The organism is Advenella mimigardefordensis DPN7, from assembly GCF_000521505.1.
Lineage (GTDB): Bacteria > Pseudomonadota > Gammaproteobacteria > Burkholderiales > Burkholderiaceae_B > Advenella > Advenella mimigardefordensis.
Genome location: NZ_CP003915.1, coordinates 935,349 through 953,380, shown reverse-complemented (window position 1 = coordinate 953,380; position 18,032 = coordinate 935,349). Strand labels below are relative to the sequence as shown.

Genomic DNA, 18,032 nt, shown 5'->3' with positions numbered 1-18,032 from the left:
AAGGTTAACCTGTCGGCCGTTTTTTCAGCTTGGGGTTAACCATCCGCCCTTATTTGGTGCATTCTTAAAAAGCCCCTATCGCACCCTAGGGAAACTCCTAGGTGCTGATCGTCTCTTTCAAATGCGTAATCAGTGCCTGGGCGGCAACCGATTGCACGCGATCGCGTGCCTGCACAAGTGAAATCATCCGATGAGGTACTTCCAGCTCCAGAGGAATAACGGCAATGGCCGGCTTGTTGTATAGAAACAAGGACAGGCCGGGCACAATGGAAATGCCCATATTGTTGGCCACCAAGCCTGCTACGGTCGACAAATTGGACACTTCCATATGGGTGATCAGTTTTTCAGGATAGAACGAAGCATCCAGATGCTGCCGGATACTGGTGCTGCGCACGAACTGGATCACAGGATACGCCAGCATATCCTGCTGGCGCAGTTGCTTTCTGGCAGCCAGCGGATGATCTGCAGAACAGACGACATAGAACGAATCGGAGCACAATGGCTCACTGATCAGCTCCGGATGCTGTTCGCCCATGAACGTCACCGCAAAATCAGCCTTACGCGCCTTGACCAGATTCAGACACTCATCGGCGGTAACATCAATAAACGCCACCGACACCCCCGGGTACACGCTGTTAAACTTCGCCACCGCGGGGATCAGGCTGCCGACCGTCACCGAGGGCAATGCCGCCACCGTCACGTGCCCGGCCTTTTTGGAGACATGCTGCTGCAACTCGCTAAGCGCATGTTCGAAGTCATCCAGCAGTTTGTCTGCGAACGCGTCAAACAGCAGCCCTTCCGGCGTAAGCATGACATTGCGCGTATTGCGCTCAAACAGTTTGGCGCCCACCTGCTCTTCCAGATTCTGGATCAGCACGCTCAGCGCCGGTTGCGTCAGATGGCATTGGCTGGCCGCCTTGGTAAAGTTCTTTTCAGTTGCCAGCGCCTTAAAGGCTTTCAGGTGTTTGGTGGAAAGATTCACAAATGAAATGGATAGCCCGGTAGTTGATTGGGTGGCGCACGCAGCAACCACCCCGACAACTGCTATCGTACTTCAACACCGGCCTTGGCGACGATATCTACCCACTTTTCGGTCTCGGCTTTCTGGAATGCGGCCAGCTCTTCCGGCGAACTGGCCTCGGCTTCAATGCCCTGGACCTGAAGATTTTTCACCACTTTCGGGTCGCTCAGCGTTTTGACGAAGGCCTGATTCAGCGTCTTGATCACATCATCGGGCGTGCCGGCAGGCGCATAGGAGGCAAACCAGGCCACCATTTCATAGCCTTTCACTCCGGATTCGGCCAGCGTCGGCAGATCAGGCGCGATCTCGGTACGCTTGCTGGTAGAAACGGCCAGCGCACGCAATTTACCATCACGCGCCAAAGGCAATGTGGTCGCGGCATCGGCAATCATCATCTGAATCTGGCCGCCAACCGTATCCACTACCGCTTGTGGATTACTTTTGTAATCCACATTGCTGATTTTGGTGTTGGTCAGAATTTTGAACAACTCGCCGCCAATTCGGGCAGACGTGCTGCCACTGCCAAAAAACACTTTATCGGGATTCTGCTGCAGATGCTCAATGAATTCCGGTACTGTTTTGGCGGGAATGCTTTGCGGGTTAACCACCAGCACCAGCGGGATATTGCCCAGTTTGGAGATGGGAGCAAAGTCCCCGACCGGATCATACGGCAACTTTTTGAATAATGCCGAATTGCTCGCATGCGTGGTATTGGACGTCACAAAGATACGATAGCCATCAGGCTTGGCCCGGGCAATGTCCTGTGCGGCAATAAAGCCACTGGCCCCACCCTTATTTTCCACCACAACGGTCTGCCCCACCTGCCTGGACACTTCCTCCGCCAATACCCTGGCCAGTTTATCGGTACCACTGCCCGCGCCGAACGGCACCACAAATGTGATCGGCCTGTCGGGATAGGCCGCCATGGCGCTGCCTGCTGCCAGTGTGATGCCGGCAAGCGCCAGCACGATCCGGGATCTGAAATAATTCATTGTCATTGCTTGTCTCCTTTTTGAGTTTCGACCTGTATCGCCATATCCAGCAGCCGAAACGAATTTGATTTTCCATGTTTGTCAAGATTAAGGCTGGTGTTCACGCCCCCTTCAAGCACATTATCAATAACGAAATTCAATGCTTGCAGATTGGGCAACTCGTAACGCACCACCTGTGTTGCGCCGCGATGCGCAAACCATGCCTTGACTTTTTCCGCGCTCACCTGCTCCAGCAACAGCGGCCAGTGCACCGGGTCATACGGTATCAGGCTGATATTCAAACGGTTACCCTTGTCACCGGCCCGCGCATGCGCAATCTCATGCAACTTTATCCATTTGCTCATCATGCCTCTCCTGCCACATAACGCCAGCTTTCCTGTACCAGCTCACGCGGGACCAGGTACGACACGGTGCGCACACTGCTTTTGACACTGGTCCGGACTCCGCCGCCGCCTGCCGGCCCGCAACAATACAAAGCATTGACCTCATGCATCATGCGCTCCACCGTTGTTTTGTCCGGCGCATTAACGGCCAGCCGCAGACGCACATCCGTGACCTGATCGAGTGGCAGACTGTCGCGCAGCGTCGCTGTATCGGAATCCAGTACGCTCACCACGCCCAGCAGATCACGCCGAAAACGGCAGGGCTGCGTCAGTTGCTTTGCGCGTTCGCCCAGAATGTCTGCGGCAAGTTTTGCGCGCGCGCCCGCATTGGGGCCGGCATAGGAAATCTCGCCTTCACCGAACCAGTCTCCCATGAACGACACCGTCGCCTTGAGCGTGCCCGGCCTAGGTGCGCCACGCGCACCGGTAAGCGCCACCCGATCCGGTGCAATCTGATCAATCTGTACCTGGGTAATATCAAGAACGACATCGGGCGTCATATAACAGGCAGGATCATGTATTTCGTACAGCATTTGTTCTTTCACTGTCTGCAGGTTAACGGCGCCGCCAGTGTGGTCCGCCTTGCCGATAATAATGCGCCCGTCTGCAAACAGTTCCGCAATAGGAAAGCCGACATTGGCCAGATCCGGCACATCCTTGTAACCGGGATCCGCAAAATACCCTCCCGTGACCTGTGAGCCGCATTCCAGCAGATGTCCCGCCAGTGTTGCCGCAGCCAGTCGGTCCCAATCCTGCCAATCCCAATTGAAATGGGCCATGGCAGGTCCCAGCGTGAGCGCCGGATCGGCCACTCTGCCGGTAATCACAATCTGCGCGCCATCAGCAAGCGCGTCGGCAATGCCTCTGGCCCCCAGATATACATTGGCCGCTATCGGATCGCCGGCATCAACAGCCAGCTCACGATCGCCTTCCCAAATCTGCAGACGGGAAAGATCCACGTTCGCCAGGATGTCATCGCCTTCTACCACTGCAATATTCAGGCCAGCCAGATTCTGTTCAAGAGCCAATGCCTGAATGGCCCTGGCCGCCGCAACGGGATTGGCGGCACCGAAATTGCTGACGATGGGGATGTGGTGGGCGATGCAATCACGCAGAATGGGGGCCAATACCTCCTGCAGTAATGGCTCGTAGCCAAGCGCCGGATTCTGGTTTTTGGCTAACTGGCCCAGGGCCAGCGTGCGCTCAGCCAGCATCTCGAAGATCAGTACGGCAGGCTGCCCGCGTGCAATCAGCGTCCTGACCACCGCCTGGGCAGCGTCAATGCGATCGCCTGAAAAACCGGCCCCACAGCCTATAAGCAGACTTTGCATCTCTCCTCCCTGATGACGTATGAAATAGCATGATATTTATTCTATTGAATTTCAATTGAAAGATTAAATTGATTATTTTGATTAATTGATAAATAAATAGTATTAATCAGGGATGTCCGCAAGACGACAATCTGTCTTCAAATTGTCATATCCGGGATCACTCCTGTATACTTTTTAAAAAGACTTCGTCGAAAAAAAGACTGATGGGGATTGATGATGCATCCATTTGCTGAAGGTGGCCTGCAGAACGTCTGGCTTATCAATGGTTATCGGATAAAGGAAACCAGAAATGGCAGGAACATCGTCGTCCATCAACCCCAGGGATTAAAGAGGATTATTTGCAGTGCACTCTGCGTAAAAAGTGTGCCCCTCTCCGGCGCTGAATTTCGCTATCTGTGCACAGAGCTGCGCATCACGGCGGCGGTGCTTTGTAAACGCCTGGCACTCACTGAATCACAATTGCAGGCATGGGAAGCGGCCAGTCAGGTACCCAGACACGCCGATACTTTTATTCGTATCATGTATGCCGTGCATCTGGATCGACCGGAACAGGTACAACGTCTTGAAGCTCGCTCAGTACCTCGCCATCAGAAGGTGTATTTTCTGCTGCGTCATACAGGCCGGGAATGGACCTTGCAGGAAACGCTGGAGCAACCGCAGGCCAGCCATGTACTCACCCACGCTAAAAAGCCGAATCCAGCACAGGCCACTGACCAGGACTCACTGGCCTGAATCCGCGACACCAGATCACAGGCGGTGCGATAGCCGGAACGAACAAGACCAGAGGCAGATGCACTATCCCTGGTCTTGTCATTTACATGAACGGATCAGACGGTCAGGCTAGAGTACGCAACGTAGGTTCACGCTCCCACTGCCTGGTTTTAGCCAATTTAATAAACGCTTTGATATCCTCGGGCGCCACTACGCCTGCATCGGGTTTGATGCCGGCCGCTTCCAGGATCTTATGCGTTCCCTTGCAAGCCGCAATGGCTTTCAGATGGCCGAATGCATCGCGGAACCAGTCGACGGCCGCTGCCTCATGCGCCAGTTTTTCCGCTTCGGCCATAGGCAGAATGCTGACTACGCCATCGAAGACGATGGACGGTGTCCCGGCAAGCTGGCCGTCCACTGTCACGTAACTGCCGTCCTTCAGTGTCACGCCACGTTTTTGTGCAAGCAGTTTCACCGCAGCGCCGGCCTTATCCAGCGCACTCTTCATCGCATTGATACTCTCGTTATTGGATCCATCGGCAACCAAAATACCGATACAGCGCCCTTCCAGCGTATCTTTCATGCGATCGATCAGACGCAAGGCAGGAGACAACGCCATGTCCTGCACAGGCACCACCGGCTTGACTGCTGCCGGCAGCGATTTGAGACCCAGACCATCGCCCACGCGCTTTGCCAGACTCTCGTCGACTGTGCGCAACTGGCTGATGACGGCCAGGCGTACATGCTCCGTTTCAACCTTGGACAATTCAAAAACCAGAGCAGATGCCAGATGCGCCTGTTCTACTTCAGATTGGCTACGATAGAACATCCGTGCCTGACTGTAATGATCAGCAAAGCTTTCCGAACGAATACGGGATTTGGCGCCGTCGGTTTGCACCGCGGCACTATGAAAGCCCGTTTTGATGCTGGCGCGTGTGGCATTCGGGTCCAGACTTTGTGGTTCGTATGCCGTTCGCCCCTTTTGCGGCTGCATTTGCATATGGCCGTCGCGCTGCGTATTCTGGAACGGACATTTAGGGGCATTAACCGGGATCTGGGCAAAATTGGATCCACCCAATCGTGATAATTGCGTATCCAGATAAGAAAACAGCCGTCCCTGTAATAACGGATCATCGGAAAAATCAATGCCAGGTACGATATTGGCAGGACAGAATGCCACCTGTTCGGTTTCGGCAAAAAAGTTATCCGGCCAGCGATTCAGCACCATCCGCCCGATGATGGTGAGTGGCACCAATTCTTCAGGAATCAGTTTGGTTGAATCCAGATGATCAAATGCGAATGTATCGGCCTGCTCCTGCGTAAACAACTGAACACCCAGTTCCCACTCGGGAAAGGTGCCGTTCTGAATCGCTTCAAAGAAATCGCGACGATGAAAATCGGGATCGGCCCCGGCCAGTTTAACGGCTTCATCCCACACCGTAGACTGCAGACCGATTTTGGGACGCCAGTGGAACTTGACGAAGGTGCTTTCACCATCCTTGTTCACCAGCCGGAAACTGTGAATACCGAAGCCTTCGATCATGCGCAATGAACGCGGAATGGCGCGATCACTCATGGCCCACATGACCATATGCATGGACTCGGGCATGAGTGAGATGAAATCCCAGAAGGTATCGTGTGCGCTGGCCGCTTGAGGAAAGCCGCGATCCGGTTCCATTTTCACCGCATGAATCAGATCCGGAAATTTCATGGCATCCTGAATAAAAAATACAGGGATGTTATTGCCGACCAGATCCCAGTTCCCTTCCTGCGTATAGAACTTCACGGCAAAGCCGCGCACATCGCGAGGCGTATCTACCGAGCCGCTGCCACCGGCTACGGTGGAGATGCGACAGAATACCGGCGTCTGTACATTCTTCTCGGTCAGAATGCGCGCGGTCGTATATTTGGACAGGGATTGGGTCAATTCAAAGTAGCCGTGTGCCCCCGTGCCGCGTGCATGAACAATGCGCTCTGGAATACGTTCGTGATCGAAATGCGTGATTTTTTCCCGGAGCACAAAGTCTTCCAGCAACGTCGGACCACGTGGGGTTGCGCGCAATGAATTCTGGTTGTCGCTGATCGCAATGCCCTGCTGAGTGGTCATAACCGGGTGTGTACCGCCCGCCTGCTGTTGTAGTTCTCCTGCATTGCCAACTTCATCTTTGGCCCTATTGGCGGGGCTTGATGCCGATTTTTTCGAACTTGCCTTCATTAGTGTCTCCTTGAAAGGACGTGAATAATGATCAGTTGAAACGAAAACGGATAACGGAAGAGATGACGCTTTTTGCTACAAGATAGAGAGGTAACGCGTCTCAGTATGACATACTTCCTAACGTCAGGAAGCAGGCACGATGCATGGGAAGGTGCCTTGACAGATATTAACGGTTGTCCATTCGTTGCCGTGCGCAACGACACTGTTCTATGCTACCCGACAGGTGCTGTTCTCTCAAAGCAGTTTTCTCAGAAATGCCAGAAAATCGTGATCATTGGCATAGGCGACATTCACTCTCAGGGCTGGTTTTTGACTGGTTTTTTTCTCCGGATAAAACAATGTTCCCGGTGCCAGGAAAATGCCCTCTTCGGCTGCCTGGCGAGCCACTTGAATATCATCCAAATCAGCCGGCAATTCGAGCCACATGTAATAGGTTCCCTCTGACTGATAAGGAACATGAAATCCCAATTCGGAGAAATTATTCAACGCCTGGGCTGCCGCCTGCTCGAGCATTGGCCTGAGTCGCCGTAAGTGCTTCAGATATTGTCCATTAGCGATCAAACTGTAAAGCCATCGCTCAAGATAATCTGAAGTCGTGACTACAGTAAGCATTTTTATATTACAAAGAGAATCAATCAAGGTCTGTCTGCCGGCCACATAGCCAACCCGAAAACTGGCCGACAGTGTCTTGGAAAAAGTGCCTATATACAATATACGATCCAACTGGTCCAGGCTAGCCATACGAGGCACACCGGGCGGCAGCAAGTCCGCAAACGCATCATTCTCGACGACCCTGAAATCATATTTTTCAGCCAGCTTGAGCACCTGATATTGTGTGGCCAGGGTTGCACTGCCACCGGTCGGATTGTGGCCCAGTGTTTGCGTAAAAAACAGCTTTGCACGATGTAGTCTGGCTTTGTCTTCCAGATCAGCTGTATCGGGGCCTGTGCCAGCGCGCTTAACGCCAATCATTCTGATTTTGTACAGCTTGAGTTTCGCAAACAAAGGATAGTACCCCGGGCTATCGACAAGGACCGTATCGCCCGGAGAAAGAAACTGTTTGATAATCAAGTCCATCGCATGGTTAGCACCGAAGGTGAGCAAAACCTGATCAGCCGATGCCTGAATAGATCTCTCTATGAGATTTTGCGCGATCGCTTCACGCAACGGTGCGAAACCCATGGGATGCCCGTAGCCATATTTACTATCATTCGGTATTTTGAGCCTCATATCAAAGTCGAACTGACTCATCCATGATGATGGAGGTCTGCCATCTCCAACACGGATACGATAGGTCTGATTCAATTGTTCCCGCAACAACGATATGGCATCGACTGCTTCAGCAATGTGCGTTGTACTGTTTCTGTTCTGCCTTTTACTTAAACTGCTGACGTAATAACCGGAGCCAGGTCGGGCCGTGATATGACCCAGGGAAACGAGTCGGTCATAGACATCGATCATGGTGTTCTTCGACACATTGAAATGCTCACGGGCAACGCGGATAGACATCAACTTCTGACCGCTTTTCAGGTTGCCATTCTGTATGGCAAGAAGCAAGTGCTCGACAATACTATTGATTTTACTCATTCTCGTTCCGTTATATGGTGCTTCGCACAATAACTGTACCCTTACACATACAGGTACAGTGTCCACACATTTCAAGTCAACCGTACCTTGTTTAATTTTCCATAACTTAGCATCATAGCGAACAGAAGAACAGACAAATATATATTTGAACCGTACCCAATACTGTACCTATATATCTCAAAAAATCAAGGAGACATAAATGAAAATCGTACGCCGCCATCTATTAAAAAAAATGGCCACGGGAACTGCCGCAAGTATCGGCGCCCTGGCTATGCCTGCTGTCGCACGTGCTCAGGAAATCGTGAAGTGGAAGATGCAATCGTTGTGGGACGGTGGCACCACACCACAAAAATTTGAAGAAATATTTGTCAAGCGTGTTGCAGAGCTGACTGACAACACATTCCAGATTCAACTTTACTCGGCGGGTCAGCTGGTTCCTGCAAACCAGGCGTTTGACGCCGTGCGCGGCGGCGCCTTTCAGATGATGAAGACATTCGACGGCTACGAAGCAGGAAAAATCCCCGCCCTGGCGTTTACCAGCACAGTTCCTTTCGGATTCCCCGAACCGGACCAGTACGAAGCCTGGTTCTACGAAAAAGGTGGACTGGACATGGCTCGCCAAGCCTATCAGCCCGCTGGATTATATTATGTCGCGCCCACGGTCTACGGGCCGGAACCGATACATTCACGTGTTCCGATCAAATCGCTCGCCGATCTGAAAAATAAAAAGGGGCGATTCGTCGGACTCGCCTCTACTGTCATGGGCGCGCTAGGAGTATCTGTCACAACGCTTGCAACAAACGAAGTCTATTCTGCGTTGGATAAAGGAGTGATTGATTTTGCCGACCGTGGCGATCTGACAGCCAATCTTGAAGCGGGCCTTGCAGAAGTAGCCAAATACATTGTCATGCCAGGCCCGCATCAGCCCACCACAGCAACAAGTTACGTCGCCAATCGCGGCGCATACGAGAAACTGTCTGCGTCGCATAAGGCGGCCCTGGCCACCGCAGCACGGGAGGTTTCCGGTGCCTTGCGGCAGCATATTCTGGTGGCCGACACCGTTGCACTGAAAGCCTTTCAGAGCAAGGGCGTAGAAGTGATTGCGCTGAGTGCGGATGAACTGGCACAAGGCCGGACGCAGGCGGTCAAGGCGTGGGAATCGGCAACCAGGAACAATCCTCTGGCAAAAAAAATGATGGACAGCCAAATCGCATTTATGAAAGACCTCGGACTACTGTCTTAAACATTTAACTGCCATAGACGCTACCCACAACATTGTTTCCTGGATTTTCCCATGCCTGCTTTCGTGTCCGTCTATATTGTGGGTGTTACCCGCATCAATAAGTTCTTTTTTAATATCGCATCATTGCTTATTTTCGTGATCGTATTTTCGATGTTATACGAAGTGGTCAGCAGATATGTATTTCATTCCCCTACCACATGGGGAATGGAACTGGCAACGCTGTTGTTCGGCCCCTACTTCCTGCTTGGCGGAGCCTATTTACTGCATATGCGAGGCCATGTGAGTCTGGATCTGCTGCAAAACAAACTGTCTGTGAAAAATCAGCGACTGCTTGATCTATTCAGTTTTCTGATCATTATTGTTTTCAGCATCATCATGTTTTCCTATTCATTCGCACCCGCGATTGAAGCATGGAATTATAAGGAAACATCGTTTTCTGCCTGGAACCCACCCGTATGGCCCGTCAAGTTTGCCATACCCATATCGGTCTTATTGCTGGGGCTTCAGAGTTTTGCAGAGATGCTGGCCGTTCTGTACAGCGCAAAGGATGAACAGCCATGAGCGCAAATATTATTTTGGTCATTATGTTTGCCGGCCTAACCTTATTCATGCTGACCGGCTTGCCTATTGCCTTCGTGCTTGGTGGTTTGTCACTCCTTATTACGGTAACCCTTTGGGATCCGAATGCAGTGGTAATCATGGTATTGCAGATTTTCGATACCATGCACTCCGAAGCGCTATTGGGCATCCCCTTATATATTTTCATGGCAGCGATTTTACAGCGCACCGGCGTGATTGAAGAGCTATACGGCGTTATGGAGATCTGGTTCGGGCGCTTACGGGGTGGCCTGGCCATTGGTACGGTTCTAATCTGCGTGCTCATGGCCGCAATGACAGGTGTCGTCGGCGCAGCGGTCACTGCAATGGGGCTTCTGGCCATGCCCGAAATGCTCAAGCGTGGATATGACCCAAAGCTGGTAACCGGCACGATATGTGCATCCGGCACCCTTGGCATTCTCATTCCGCCGTCAATTCTGACCATTGTCTATGCTGTCACTGCCCAGGTATCGATTGGGAAGATGCTCATTGCTGGCATCGTACCTGGTCTGATCCTCGCTTTTATTTATATTCTATATATTCTTTACATTGCGTATGCGCACCCTGATCGCATTCCCCAGTCCCAGCGTAAGCGTGTTCCCTTTGCCGCCAAGCTGCGCAGCATAAAGGGCATTATTTTCCCGGTTATCCTTGTCATATTAATATTGGGCTCAATATTTTTTGGTATCGCCACACCCACTGAAGCAGCTGCCGTTGGCGTAGCAGGTGCATTCATTATCGGCTTACTCAAGCGCAAACTCGACTTTTCCGGCATTCGTCATGCAACATTCGAAACAGCGAAAGCCACCACAATGATTCTGTGGATTACCATTGGTGCAAAAGCCTATGTTTCGGTTTTTACAGGCCTGGGCGGAGCCGACACACTCCTGAACCTGATTCGCGACATGCAGGTGCATCCTTACGTCATACTCGCGGCGATGATGCTCATTCTGATATTTCTGGGAACTGTCCTGGACGAAATCGGCATCATCCTGCTCACGGTGCCTGTCTTTTTGCCTATCGTCAAGCTGCTTGGATTTGACGAAATCTGGTTCGGCGTCCTGTATGCCATCACTATACAAACAGGTTATATCAGCCCTCCTTTTGGTTACACCCTGTTCTACATAAAGGGACCGTTACCTGCGCATTTGGGTATGGAAACGGTATACAAGGGCGTTCTACCCTTCATGCTGCTGCAAATGTGCGCCCTGATATTTTGTGCGGTCTTCCCTGATCTTGTTACCTGGCTCCCATCCTTGATGGACAAACGTTGATTTTTCATTTTTCAAACGGAACGAAACACCATGTCTGAACTCAGCTCTCGAATTGCCGGCTTCCACAAACTGGGAATACAAGGTCGCCTGGATATTCTGAAAGAACGATGCAATCTGGATCCCGGCGCACTCGAATCCATGCTTAACACGGGCAATTTACCCGCTGACATCGCTGATCATCTCATTGAAAATGTCATTACCACAATGAATATCCCGGTTGGCGTTGCCACGAATATGAAGATTGATGGTACCGATGTCCTGGTGCCAATGGCTACAGAAGAATCGTCGGTGGTGGCTGCGGTTTGTAATGCAGCCAGACAGTGTTATGAGAACGGCGGCTTCATCACATCCATGTCGGGCTCGCAGATGATTGCCCAGATTCAGTTGGTGAACATCACAAGCCCACAGTTCTGCAGAGTGACCATACTGGAACATAAAGCACAGATAAAAAAACTATGTGATGATTGCGACCCTATTCTGCTTTCATTGGGTGGTGGTCTGCAGGATATCGAAGTACGAGTGATTGACTCAAACAGCGGACCGATGGTCATTACACACCTGATCGTCGACACGCGTGATGCCATGGGAGCCAATGCGGTCAATACCATGGCGGAGAAACTGGCACCATTGATTGAACAGTGGACGGGTGGCAAAGTGTATCTGCGAATTCTTTCAAATCTGGCTGATAAACGGCTGGCCCGTGCGCGTGCGACATGGACGTGTGATGCTATCGGTGGAGAAGCGATTCGCGATGGCATTATGAGCGCCTATCATTTCGCAAAATCTGATCCTTACCGCGCTGCGACACATAATAAGGGCATAATGAATGGTGTATCGGCAGTCGTGCTGGCAACCGGCAATGACACACGCGCCGTAGAGGCAGGAGCGCACGCTTATGCCGCACGTGATGGCCACTACGGCAGCCTGACTCACTGGGAAGTCAACAAAAATGGCGATCTGGTCGGCAGCATAGAAATTCCCATGGCTGTAGGCCTGATCGGCGGAGCCACTAAACTGCACCCGACGGCGAAAACCAATCTGCAAATACTTGGCGTTAAGAGTGCCAATCAACTGGCCCGGATTATTGCAGCCACCGGATTGGCACAAAATTTTGCTGCGCTAAAAGCGCTGGCAACGACGGGCATCCAAAAGGGGCATATGGCGCTACATGCTCAAAATGTCGCCATGATGGCGGGAGCTGTCGGACAGCAGATCGATCAGGTGGCCAATGCCCTGATCGCTCAGGGCACCATACGAATCGACGTCGCGCAAAAAATACTGCAAGACCTGAAGCCAGATCAATAGATCGTTGTCCCGGCGCGCTTCACCATGGCGCCAGGACAACGCCGATGGGCTTCTCAGCTACTGATTGACCACCTTCGTTGATAATTCATTGCCGTGATATTTTTTATAAATTTCGTTCAGTTTGCCATTCTTCAGGTTCTCAAGAATCCACTTGTCCAGCCAGGCCTTTAGCTCTGGATTGTTCTTGGGCAAAGCGATGCCCAGCATGAACTCATGCTGCACAAATTTTGTCTCAAAGGGATTGCTGGTCTGTTTCTTGTTTATTTCCGCAACGATCGGCCATTGAGAAGACACCGCCTGAACCTGCCCGGATACGCCCGCAGTCACCAGTGTCGCGTCATCTTCGAAACGGCGGATATTGGCGTCTTTGGCATTTTTGGTCACATCGGCATCATTCACTGTCGCCCGTGTAACTCCCAGGCGCAGGCCCTTAAGATCGGCGTAATCCTTAATTTGCACATCCTTGGGCGCTGCAACAATGGTCTGCAGTGAGGCATACGGTATCGTGAAGTCAACCACTTTGGCTCGCTCCGGCGTAATCGACAGACTCGATACCGTCAGATCTGCCTTACCGGTCTGAATACTGGGCACTCGCGCCGCATTGGTAATTTGCACCAGATCCAGCTTGACACCAAGATCTTTAGCCAATAATTTGGCGGTGTCTACATCTGAACCCTCAGGTTCCATATTGGCATTGGCATAGCTGAACATGGGTACGCCCATGGCCACCGCTACGCGGATCGTGCCATTTTTCTTGATGGTATCCAGTGCATCAGCATGGCTGGCCGTGCAAACCCCCATCAGGCTTAAACCAAGGCCGATCATTTTCACTGTCTGAATCAATTTCATTTGTCATCCTACCTTTTATAAATTGAGTGAGCTGCGACAAACGGCTATAAGCCGGTGCCAATAAAATCCTGCAGTTCGCGCGTTTGTGGATTGGTCAGGATCTCCGGTCCGCCGGTTTCCCATACCAGGCCCTGATACATATAAATAATCTTATCGGCCACTCTGCGTGCAAAAGACATTTCGTGCGTGACCAGTACCATGGTCATCCCGCCTTTGGCCAGGTCTTCAATCACGCGGAGCACTTCACCGGTCAATTGCGGGTCCAGCGCAGAGGTGACTTCATCAAAGAGCATGACTTTGGGTTCCATGGCCAGGGATCGGGCAATCGCCACCCGCTGCTGCTGGCCGCCCGATAGCTGTTCCGGATAGCTGTCCGCCTTTTCTGCCAGGCCCACTTTTTCCAGTACATACTGCGCCTTGCGGCTGCACTCGTCACGCGATAGCTTGCGCACATGCTTTAACGCAAGCATGATATTTTGCTGAACCGTCAGGTGCGGAAACAGGTTGTAGCTCTGGAACACAATGCCTACATCCTTGCGCAATTCCCGTAAATTGACCGTGCCGGTACCGAGCTCATGACCGCAGACCGAAATCGAACCACTATTGATGGTCTCCAGGTGATCCATGCAGCGCAAAGCCGTGCTTTTTCCCGATCCACTCTGGCCGATGATGGCCACCACCTGACCGCGTTCTATTTCAAACGACACGCCCCGCAGGACCTCATTTTCTCCGAACTTCTTGTGCACATCCCGTACATTAACGATTGCCGACATTCAGTTTTCTCTCCATGGCTCTGCTCCATAAGGACAAGGGATAACAAAGCACAAAATAAAAGATGCCCACCAGCACGAATACCAGAAATGGCTGGAACAGCGAGTTATTGATAATCTGCCCGGCGCGTGTCAGCTCCACGAATCCAACAACCGACGCCAGCGATGTCAGTTTGATAACCTGTACCAGATAGCCCACTGACGGTGGCAATGACATCCGTAATGCCTGAGGAATAATCACCAGAATCAGCGATTGCCAGCGCGACAAACCCAGACACTCCGAGGCTTCCCACTGCGTTTTCTCGATGGCCTGCACGCTGCCGCGCCAGATCTCACCCAGAAATGCACTTACATGGATCATCAGCGCAACGGCCGATGCAACCAGTGGCGCGACATTGATACCGAAAATACCCACGCCGAAATAAACGATAAAGAGCAGGACCAGCAAGGGAATGCCCTGAATAATCTGAATATAGACAGATGTAATGACCCGAATCGGCTTGTGAACCGACACGCGAGCCAGCATCACGGCAAACCCTGCTATCGATCCGAGCGCAAATGAAATAAGCGATAACACCAGTGTCCAGCCCACACCCTTGAGCAGATACAGCAACTGTACGGAAGAAAATGAGTCCATGCTTACCCCCTGATCGTCACGGCCGGCAGCTTGCGCCCCACCGCTTTACGCCGACGGGCGGCCACATTGCCCATCGAAGCCGAACGGCGCTGTGCCTGGGCAATTACCCGCTTGCGCCGGAACAGCACCTGCTCGGCCAGCCAGAAGAGCAGCCGCAGCACCACGGCCAGCAGCAAATAAAGGGCGGCGACCACAATATAGGATTCCAGTGAGAGGAAGGTTTCCGACTGCACATTATTGGCCACGGCGGTAAGCTCTTCGGTGGAGATCTGTGAGGTAATGGACGACATCAGCATCATCAGAATGAACTGACTCGTAATGGACGGGTACACTTTCTCGAAAGCCGGCAGCATAATGACGTGCCAGTAGATGCGTGGCCTGGACAGTCCAAGACATTCGGCTGCCTCAATCTGCCCTTTGGGAATGGCATCCATGCCGGCACGGATAATCTCTGAGGAATAGGCGCCGACATTGATAACCATGGCGATCACCGCGGCCACAGCCGCCGGCATCTGCCACCCAATGCTGGACAAGCCAAAATAGAAAATGAAAATCTGTACCAGAAATGGCGTATTACGGATCGTCTCAACGTAGATCGCACAAATACGGTTTACCCAGCGATACCGACTGCGACTGCCGATAGAACAAAAAATACCGATGGCCAGGCCGAACACCGTAGATGCCAGGGTCAATTCGAGCGTCAGCCACGCCCCATCAAGAAAGGTATGCCAGTAAGGAAGCAGACCCGCAAAATTAAAATCATACTGCACTTATATCTCCCATCCAGACTGGCCGGTTTTATATAGTTTTGCAGTCATTTGTGTTACTCGAAAGGCCCCAGGGCGGTGAATGTGCCCCCCTGGTAAACGGCTACGGGATCGTCGGCTGCGGGCATGGGCTGACGCTCTACCTGCTCGCGGAATATTTCAGATGTGTCCTGTGCCACGAAATCCAGTTTGCTCGCCAGGTGGTTGTCCCACCAGACATTTTCGTTATCAGACATGCCATACACAATCGTGTGCCCGACTGCCTCGGTGACCAGCGCGCAACGAATGAGCTCGGTCAAATCGCGGGCGCTGATCCAGGTGTGCATCATGCGCCGGTCTTTGGGAACCGGAAAACAGGATCCGATACGGATGCTGACCGTTTCAATGCCATAACGATCGAAATAAAAACTCGCCATTTCTTCGCCATAAGCCTTGGACAGACCGTAATAGCCATCGGGCCGGCGCGGCACGCTGGCGTCAATGGTCTCATCCTGACGGTAAAAACCGATGGCATGATTCGAGCTGGCAAAAACAACCCGTTTAACGCCATGGCGTCGTGCGCCCTCATAGATATGAAACACACCCTTGATATTGGCTTCCAGGATTTCTTCGAAGGATCGCTCCACTGATACCCCACCCATATGGATGATGGCATCGCACCCCTGCACCAACTGGTCTACAGACGCCTTTTGAGCGAGGTTACAAAGAATCAGCTCTTCACCGGGACCCGCTTGCGGATTGTCGGAAGGAGCAATGATGTCAGACAGCCTTAGTGTGTCTGCAAAAGGCTTCAGGGTTTGCCGCAACACTGTACCCAGTCCGCCGGCAGCACCGGTTAACAGTATGCGTTTAAAGGGTTTTGAATCTTGCACGGATATTCCAACTGAAATACAGCGTTTTGTTGATGGCTCTTATTGTTGTATGTTATCTGATCTCTTTGAATTGTGGTTTACCCTAGAAGTAAGCACAAATGTGTTTCAGCTGGACGAAGGCTGCCACAGATCAGACACCCCCGTTCTTCTCTGCAGCTACCGATCCTCCCGGGCCTGGGTCACCGCCTCTGAAAATGTTTCCTGGTCCTGCCCAGCAGGATAATCGACGCAATAGTAGGCAATAGCAATGACAGAAAACCGTAACCAAATCCACCTGCCGCCTGTGATACCAGTCCGATGGCTGGCGGTCCCAAAACCACGCCCAAATAGGTGACCGCCAGCGTGCCACCGGTGATTGAGCCGGATTTGCCCTCAGGCGCGCGTTTGGCTACTTCTGCCAGATAAACGCCGTTCCAGCCGATTGCAGTAGCGCCGAATACCGCGAAAATAATGATAACCCACCAATCGCTTGCATTGGCATCAATATAAAAAACACCGACAGCGGACAAGAGCATGCCAACGGCCAGCACCATTAACATGCTCCAGGTAGAAAAAAAATGATCAGCCAGATAACCCCATAGAATCCGCCCTATTACGCCAGCGGCCTGGGATACGGAAAGGAACACCCCGGCCAGAACCATCGACATACCCACCTCCTCATGCAGGAAGGTAATCGCATATGTCATTAATGTGAGCTGGCAGATGGAAAAGCAAAAAGAACAGATAGCCAGTGTCCGCAATACCGGAATGCGATAAATGGTTCTCAGCGCCCCCAGGAACTCTTCCCTGAATGACTTTCTGACGCCGCTTGCATCAGGCTCCCACGAGCGCGGAGTGAAAAGCGACACAACCGCACAGATAAGCAGCATCACGCAAACCACGCCCAACGCGCTGCGCCACCCGACCATATCCTGCAGGCTGGGCATAATGATAGCGGCCAACACGCCGCCTAACGGCACGCCGGTTTGCTTGATAGAAAAAATCAGACTCAGGCGGTGCATGGGTGTATTTTTAATCAGTATCTGTGAACTACACGGGGTAACAGGGCCATAGCCAAGACCAATGAATATGCCGGCCAGCGCCAGCGTTACGACAGACGGCACCATGACGAACAGGGTCAGGCCGATGGCGGACGACAGGATACACAAGGCGCTGAGCCGGATCGGCCCGACGATGGTGAGCATCGCACCTGCGCTCAGGCTGCTTAACATGGCGGACAAATAGGCAACTGCAATATAAAAGCCGATATACCCGGCCGGCACACCCAGCTGCGCTGACAGCACGGGCGCCATTACCGGCGGCACCAGCAGCACCATGGTTGCCAGCGACTGTATGGTCAGCGTCAGGATCAGCACCATCCAGCCCGCGCGACTATCCTGTTTGTTGCCAATTGGGTCAGGCTGTGTATTCGTATTTGTGTTTTTCATAGCCCGCATGTGAGAAAAAAATCGTTATCGCCGGGCTGGCCAACTTCGATT

At 52.2% G+C, this 18,032-nt stretch carries 17 protein-coding genes; 5 read left to right on the top strand and 12 right to left on the bottom strand.

What is annotated here, in order from left to right:
- Window positions 1-97: 97 nt before the first annotated feature.
- The 4 genes from MIM_RS04375 to MIM_RS04360 all read right to left on the bottom strand — a co-directional run bounded on the left by MIM_RS04375 (window position 98) and on the right by MIM_RS04360 (window position 3,727).
- Window positions 98-982: a LysR family transcriptional regulator gene (locus MIM_RS04375; RefSeq protein WP_025371549.1), complete on the bottom strand. Its 885-nt coding sequence runs from the start codon at window positions 980-982 to the stop codon at window positions 98-100.
- 62 nt (window positions 983-1,044) lie between these two features.
- Window positions 1,045-2,013, bottom strand: coding sequence for a Bug family tripartite tricarboxylate transporter substrate binding protein (locus MIM_RS04370; protein WP_025371548.1), 969 nt, complete (start codon window positions 2,011-2,013; stop codon window positions 1,045-1,047).
- A 2-nt stretch (window positions 2,014-2,015) separates the two neighbouring features.
- Entirely contained in the window at window positions 2,016-2,360 is a 345-nt protein-coding gene (locus tag MIM_RS04365; protein WP_407638129.1) for an AtuA-related protein, read from the bottom strand.
- Complete coding sequence (locus MIM_RS04360) at window positions 2,357-3,727, bottom strand: acyclic terpene utilization AtuA family protein (RefSeq protein WP_025371546.1); 1,371 nt, start codon at window positions 3,725-3,727, stop codon at window positions 2,357-2,359. The genes MIM_RS04365 and MIM_RS04360 overlap by 4 nt, the downstream gene beginning before the upstream one ends.
- Before the next feature lie 213 nt (window positions 3,728-3,940).
- On the opposite strand from MIM_RS04360, the gene MIM_RS21985 reads away from it, so the two are divergent.
- Window positions 3,941-4,459, top strand: coding sequence for a hypothetical protein (locus MIM_RS21985; RefSeq protein ID WP_025371545.1), 519 nt, complete (start codon window positions 3,941-3,943; stop codon window positions 4,457-4,459).
- Between the two features lie 103 nt (window positions 4,460-4,562).
- Here the strand turns inward: MIM_RS21985 and MIM_RS04350 are convergent, their stop codons facing one another.
- The gene (locus MIM_RS04350) at window positions 4,563-6,653 is read right to left on the bottom strand and encodes a catalase (RefSeq protein WP_025371544.1); all 2,091 of its coding nucleotides are present in this window, start codon (window positions 6,651-6,653) and stop codon (window positions 4,563-4,565) included.
- Window positions 6,654-6,887: 234 nt separating this feature from the next.
- A complete protein-coding gene (locus tag MIM_RS04345; protein ID WP_025371543.1) occupies window positions 6,888-8,240 on the bottom strand; it encodes an aminotransferase-like domain-containing protein in 1,353 nt (450 codons plus the stop codon).
- 199 nt (window positions 8,241-8,439) lie between these two features.
- Here MIM_RS04345 and dctP point away from each other — a divergent pair, with 199 nt between their 5' ends.
- From dctP to MIM_RS04325, 4 genes are read left to right on the top strand one after another with little or no spacing between them, the layout of a single operon-like run.
- Complete coding sequence (gene dctP / locus MIM_RS04340; protein WP_025371542.1) at window positions 8,440-9,483, top strand: TRAP transporter substrate-binding protein DctP; 1,044 nt, start codon at window positions 8,440-8,442, stop codon at window positions 9,481-9,483.
- 51 nt (window positions 9,484-9,534) lie between these two features.
- Entirely contained in the window at window positions 9,535-10,044 is a 510-nt protein-coding gene (locus MIM_RS04335) for a TRAP transporter small permease subunit (RefSeq protein ID WP_025371541.1), read from the top strand.
- The gene (locus tag MIM_RS04330; protein ID WP_025371540.1) at window positions 10,041-11,354 is read left to right on the top strand and encodes a TRAP transporter large permease; all 1,314 of its coding nucleotides are present in this window, start codon (window positions 10,041-10,043) and stop codon (window positions 11,352-11,354) included. The genes MIM_RS04335 and MIM_RS04330 overlap by 4 nt, the downstream gene beginning before the upstream one ends.
- Before the next feature lie 30 nt (window positions 11,355-11,384).
- Window positions 11,385-12,659, top strand: a complete 1,275-nt coding sequence (locus tag MIM_RS04325; RefSeq protein WP_025371539.1) for a hydroxymethylglutaryl-CoA reductase, degradative — start codon at window positions 11,385-11,387, stop codon at window positions 12,657-12,659.
- 57 nt (window positions 12,660-12,716) lie between these two features.
- Here MIM_RS04325 and MIM_RS04320 read toward each other — a convergent pair whose 3' ends face one another.
- The 6 genes from MIM_RS04320 to MIM_RS04295 form a co-directional block, all read right to left on the bottom strand.
- Window positions 12,717-13,508 carry a transporter substrate-binding domain-containing protein gene (locus tag MIM_RS04320; protein WP_025371538.1) on the bottom strand — a complete coding sequence of 264 codons (792 nt, stop codon included), beginning with the start codon at window positions 13,506-13,508 and terminating at the stop codon, window positions 12,717-12,719.
- 44 nt (window positions 13,509-13,552) lie between these two features.
- Window positions 13,553-14,281: an amino acid ABC transporter ATP-binding protein gene (locus tag MIM_RS04315; protein ID WP_025371537.1), complete on the bottom strand. Its 729-nt coding sequence runs from the start codon at window positions 14,279-14,281 to the stop codon at window positions 13,553-13,555.
- Window positions 14,265-14,915 (bottom strand): amino acid ABC transporter permease, encoded by a 651-nt coding sequence (locus MIM_RS04310; RefSeq protein ID WP_025371536.1) that lies wholly within the window; start codon window positions 14,913-14,915, stop codon window positions 14,265-14,267. The genes MIM_RS04315 and MIM_RS04310 overlap by 17 nt, the downstream gene beginning before the upstream one ends.
- A 2-nt stretch (window positions 14,916-14,917) precedes the next feature.
- On the bottom strand, window positions 14,918-15,685 hold the full coding sequence (locus MIM_RS04305) for an amino acid ABC transporter permease (RefSeq protein WP_025371535.1): 768 nt from the start codon (window positions 15,683-15,685) through the stop codon (window positions 14,918-14,920).
- Between the two features lie 53 nt (window positions 15,686-15,738).
- The gene (locus MIM_RS04300; RefSeq protein ID WP_025371534.1) at window positions 15,739-16,554 is read right to left on the bottom strand and encodes an NAD-dependent epimerase/dehydratase family protein; all 816 of its coding nucleotides are present in this window, start codon (window positions 16,552-16,554) and stop codon (window positions 15,739-15,741) included.
- A 179-nt stretch (window positions 16,555-16,733) separates the two neighbouring features.
- Window positions 16,734-17,981: an MFS transporter gene (locus tag MIM_RS04295; protein ID WP_025371533.1), complete on the bottom strand. Its 1,248-nt coding sequence runs from the start codon at window positions 17,979-17,981 to the stop codon at window positions 16,734-16,736.
- Window positions 17,982-18,032: the final 51 nt, after the last annotated feature.

Bases quoted from the DNA above. Each gene is read 5' to 3' on its own strand.
- MIM_RS21985 (WP_025371545.1), top strand. From the start codon at position 3,941: ATGATGCATCCATTTGCTGAAGGTGGCCTGCAGAACGTCTGGCTTATC.
- MIM_RS04350 (WP_025371544.1), bottom strand. From the start codon at position 6,653: ATGAAGGCAAGTTCGAAAAAATCGGCATCAAGCCCCGCCAATAGGGCC.
- MIM_RS04315 (WP_025371537.1), bottom strand. From the start codon at position 14,281: ATGTCGGCAATCGTTAATGTACGGGATGTGCACAAGAAGTTCGGAGAA.
- MIM_RS04310 (WP_025371536.1), bottom strand. From the start codon at position 14,915: ATGGACTCATTTTCTTCCGTACAGTTGCTGTATCTGCTCAAGGGTGTG.
- MIM_RS04360 (WP_025371546.1), bottom strand. From the start codon at position 3,727: ATGCAAAGTCTGCTTATAGGCTGTGGGGCCGGTTTTTCAGGCGATCGC.
- dctP (WP_025371542.1), top strand. From the start codon at position 8,440: ATGAAAATCGTACGCCGCCATCTATTAAAAAAAATGGCCACGGGAACT.
- MIM_RS04295 (WP_025371533.1), bottom strand. From the start codon at position 17,981: ATGAAAAACACAAATACGAATACACAGCCTGACCCAATTGGCAACAAA.
- MIM_RS04345 (WP_025371543.1), bottom strand. From the start codon at position 8,240: ATGAGTAAAATCAATAGTATTGTCGAGCACTTGCTTCTTGCCATACAG.
- MIM_RS04320 (WP_025371538.1), bottom strand. From the start codon at position 13,508: ATGAAATTGATTCAGACAGTGAAAATGATCGGCCTTGGTTTAAGCCTG.
- MIM_RS04335 (WP_025371541.1), top strand. From the start codon at position 9,535: ATGCCTGCTTTCGTGTCCGTCTATATTGTGGGTGTTACCCGCATCAAT.
- MIM_RS04365 (WP_407638129.1), bottom strand. From the start codon at position 2,360: ATGATGAGCAAATGGATAAAGTTGCATGAGATTGCGCATGCGCGGGCC.
- MIM_RS04325 (WP_025371539.1), top strand. From the start codon at position 11,385: ATGTCTGAACTCAGCTCTCGAATTGCCGGCTTCCACAAACTGGGAATA.
- MIM_RS04370 (WP_025371548.1), bottom strand. From the start codon at position 2,013: ATGAATTATTTCAGATCCCGGATCGTGCTGGCGCTTGCCGGCATCACA.
- MIM_RS04330 (WP_025371540.1), top strand. From the start codon at position 10,041: ATGAGCGCAAATATTATTTTGGTCATTATGTTTGCCGGCCTAACCTTA.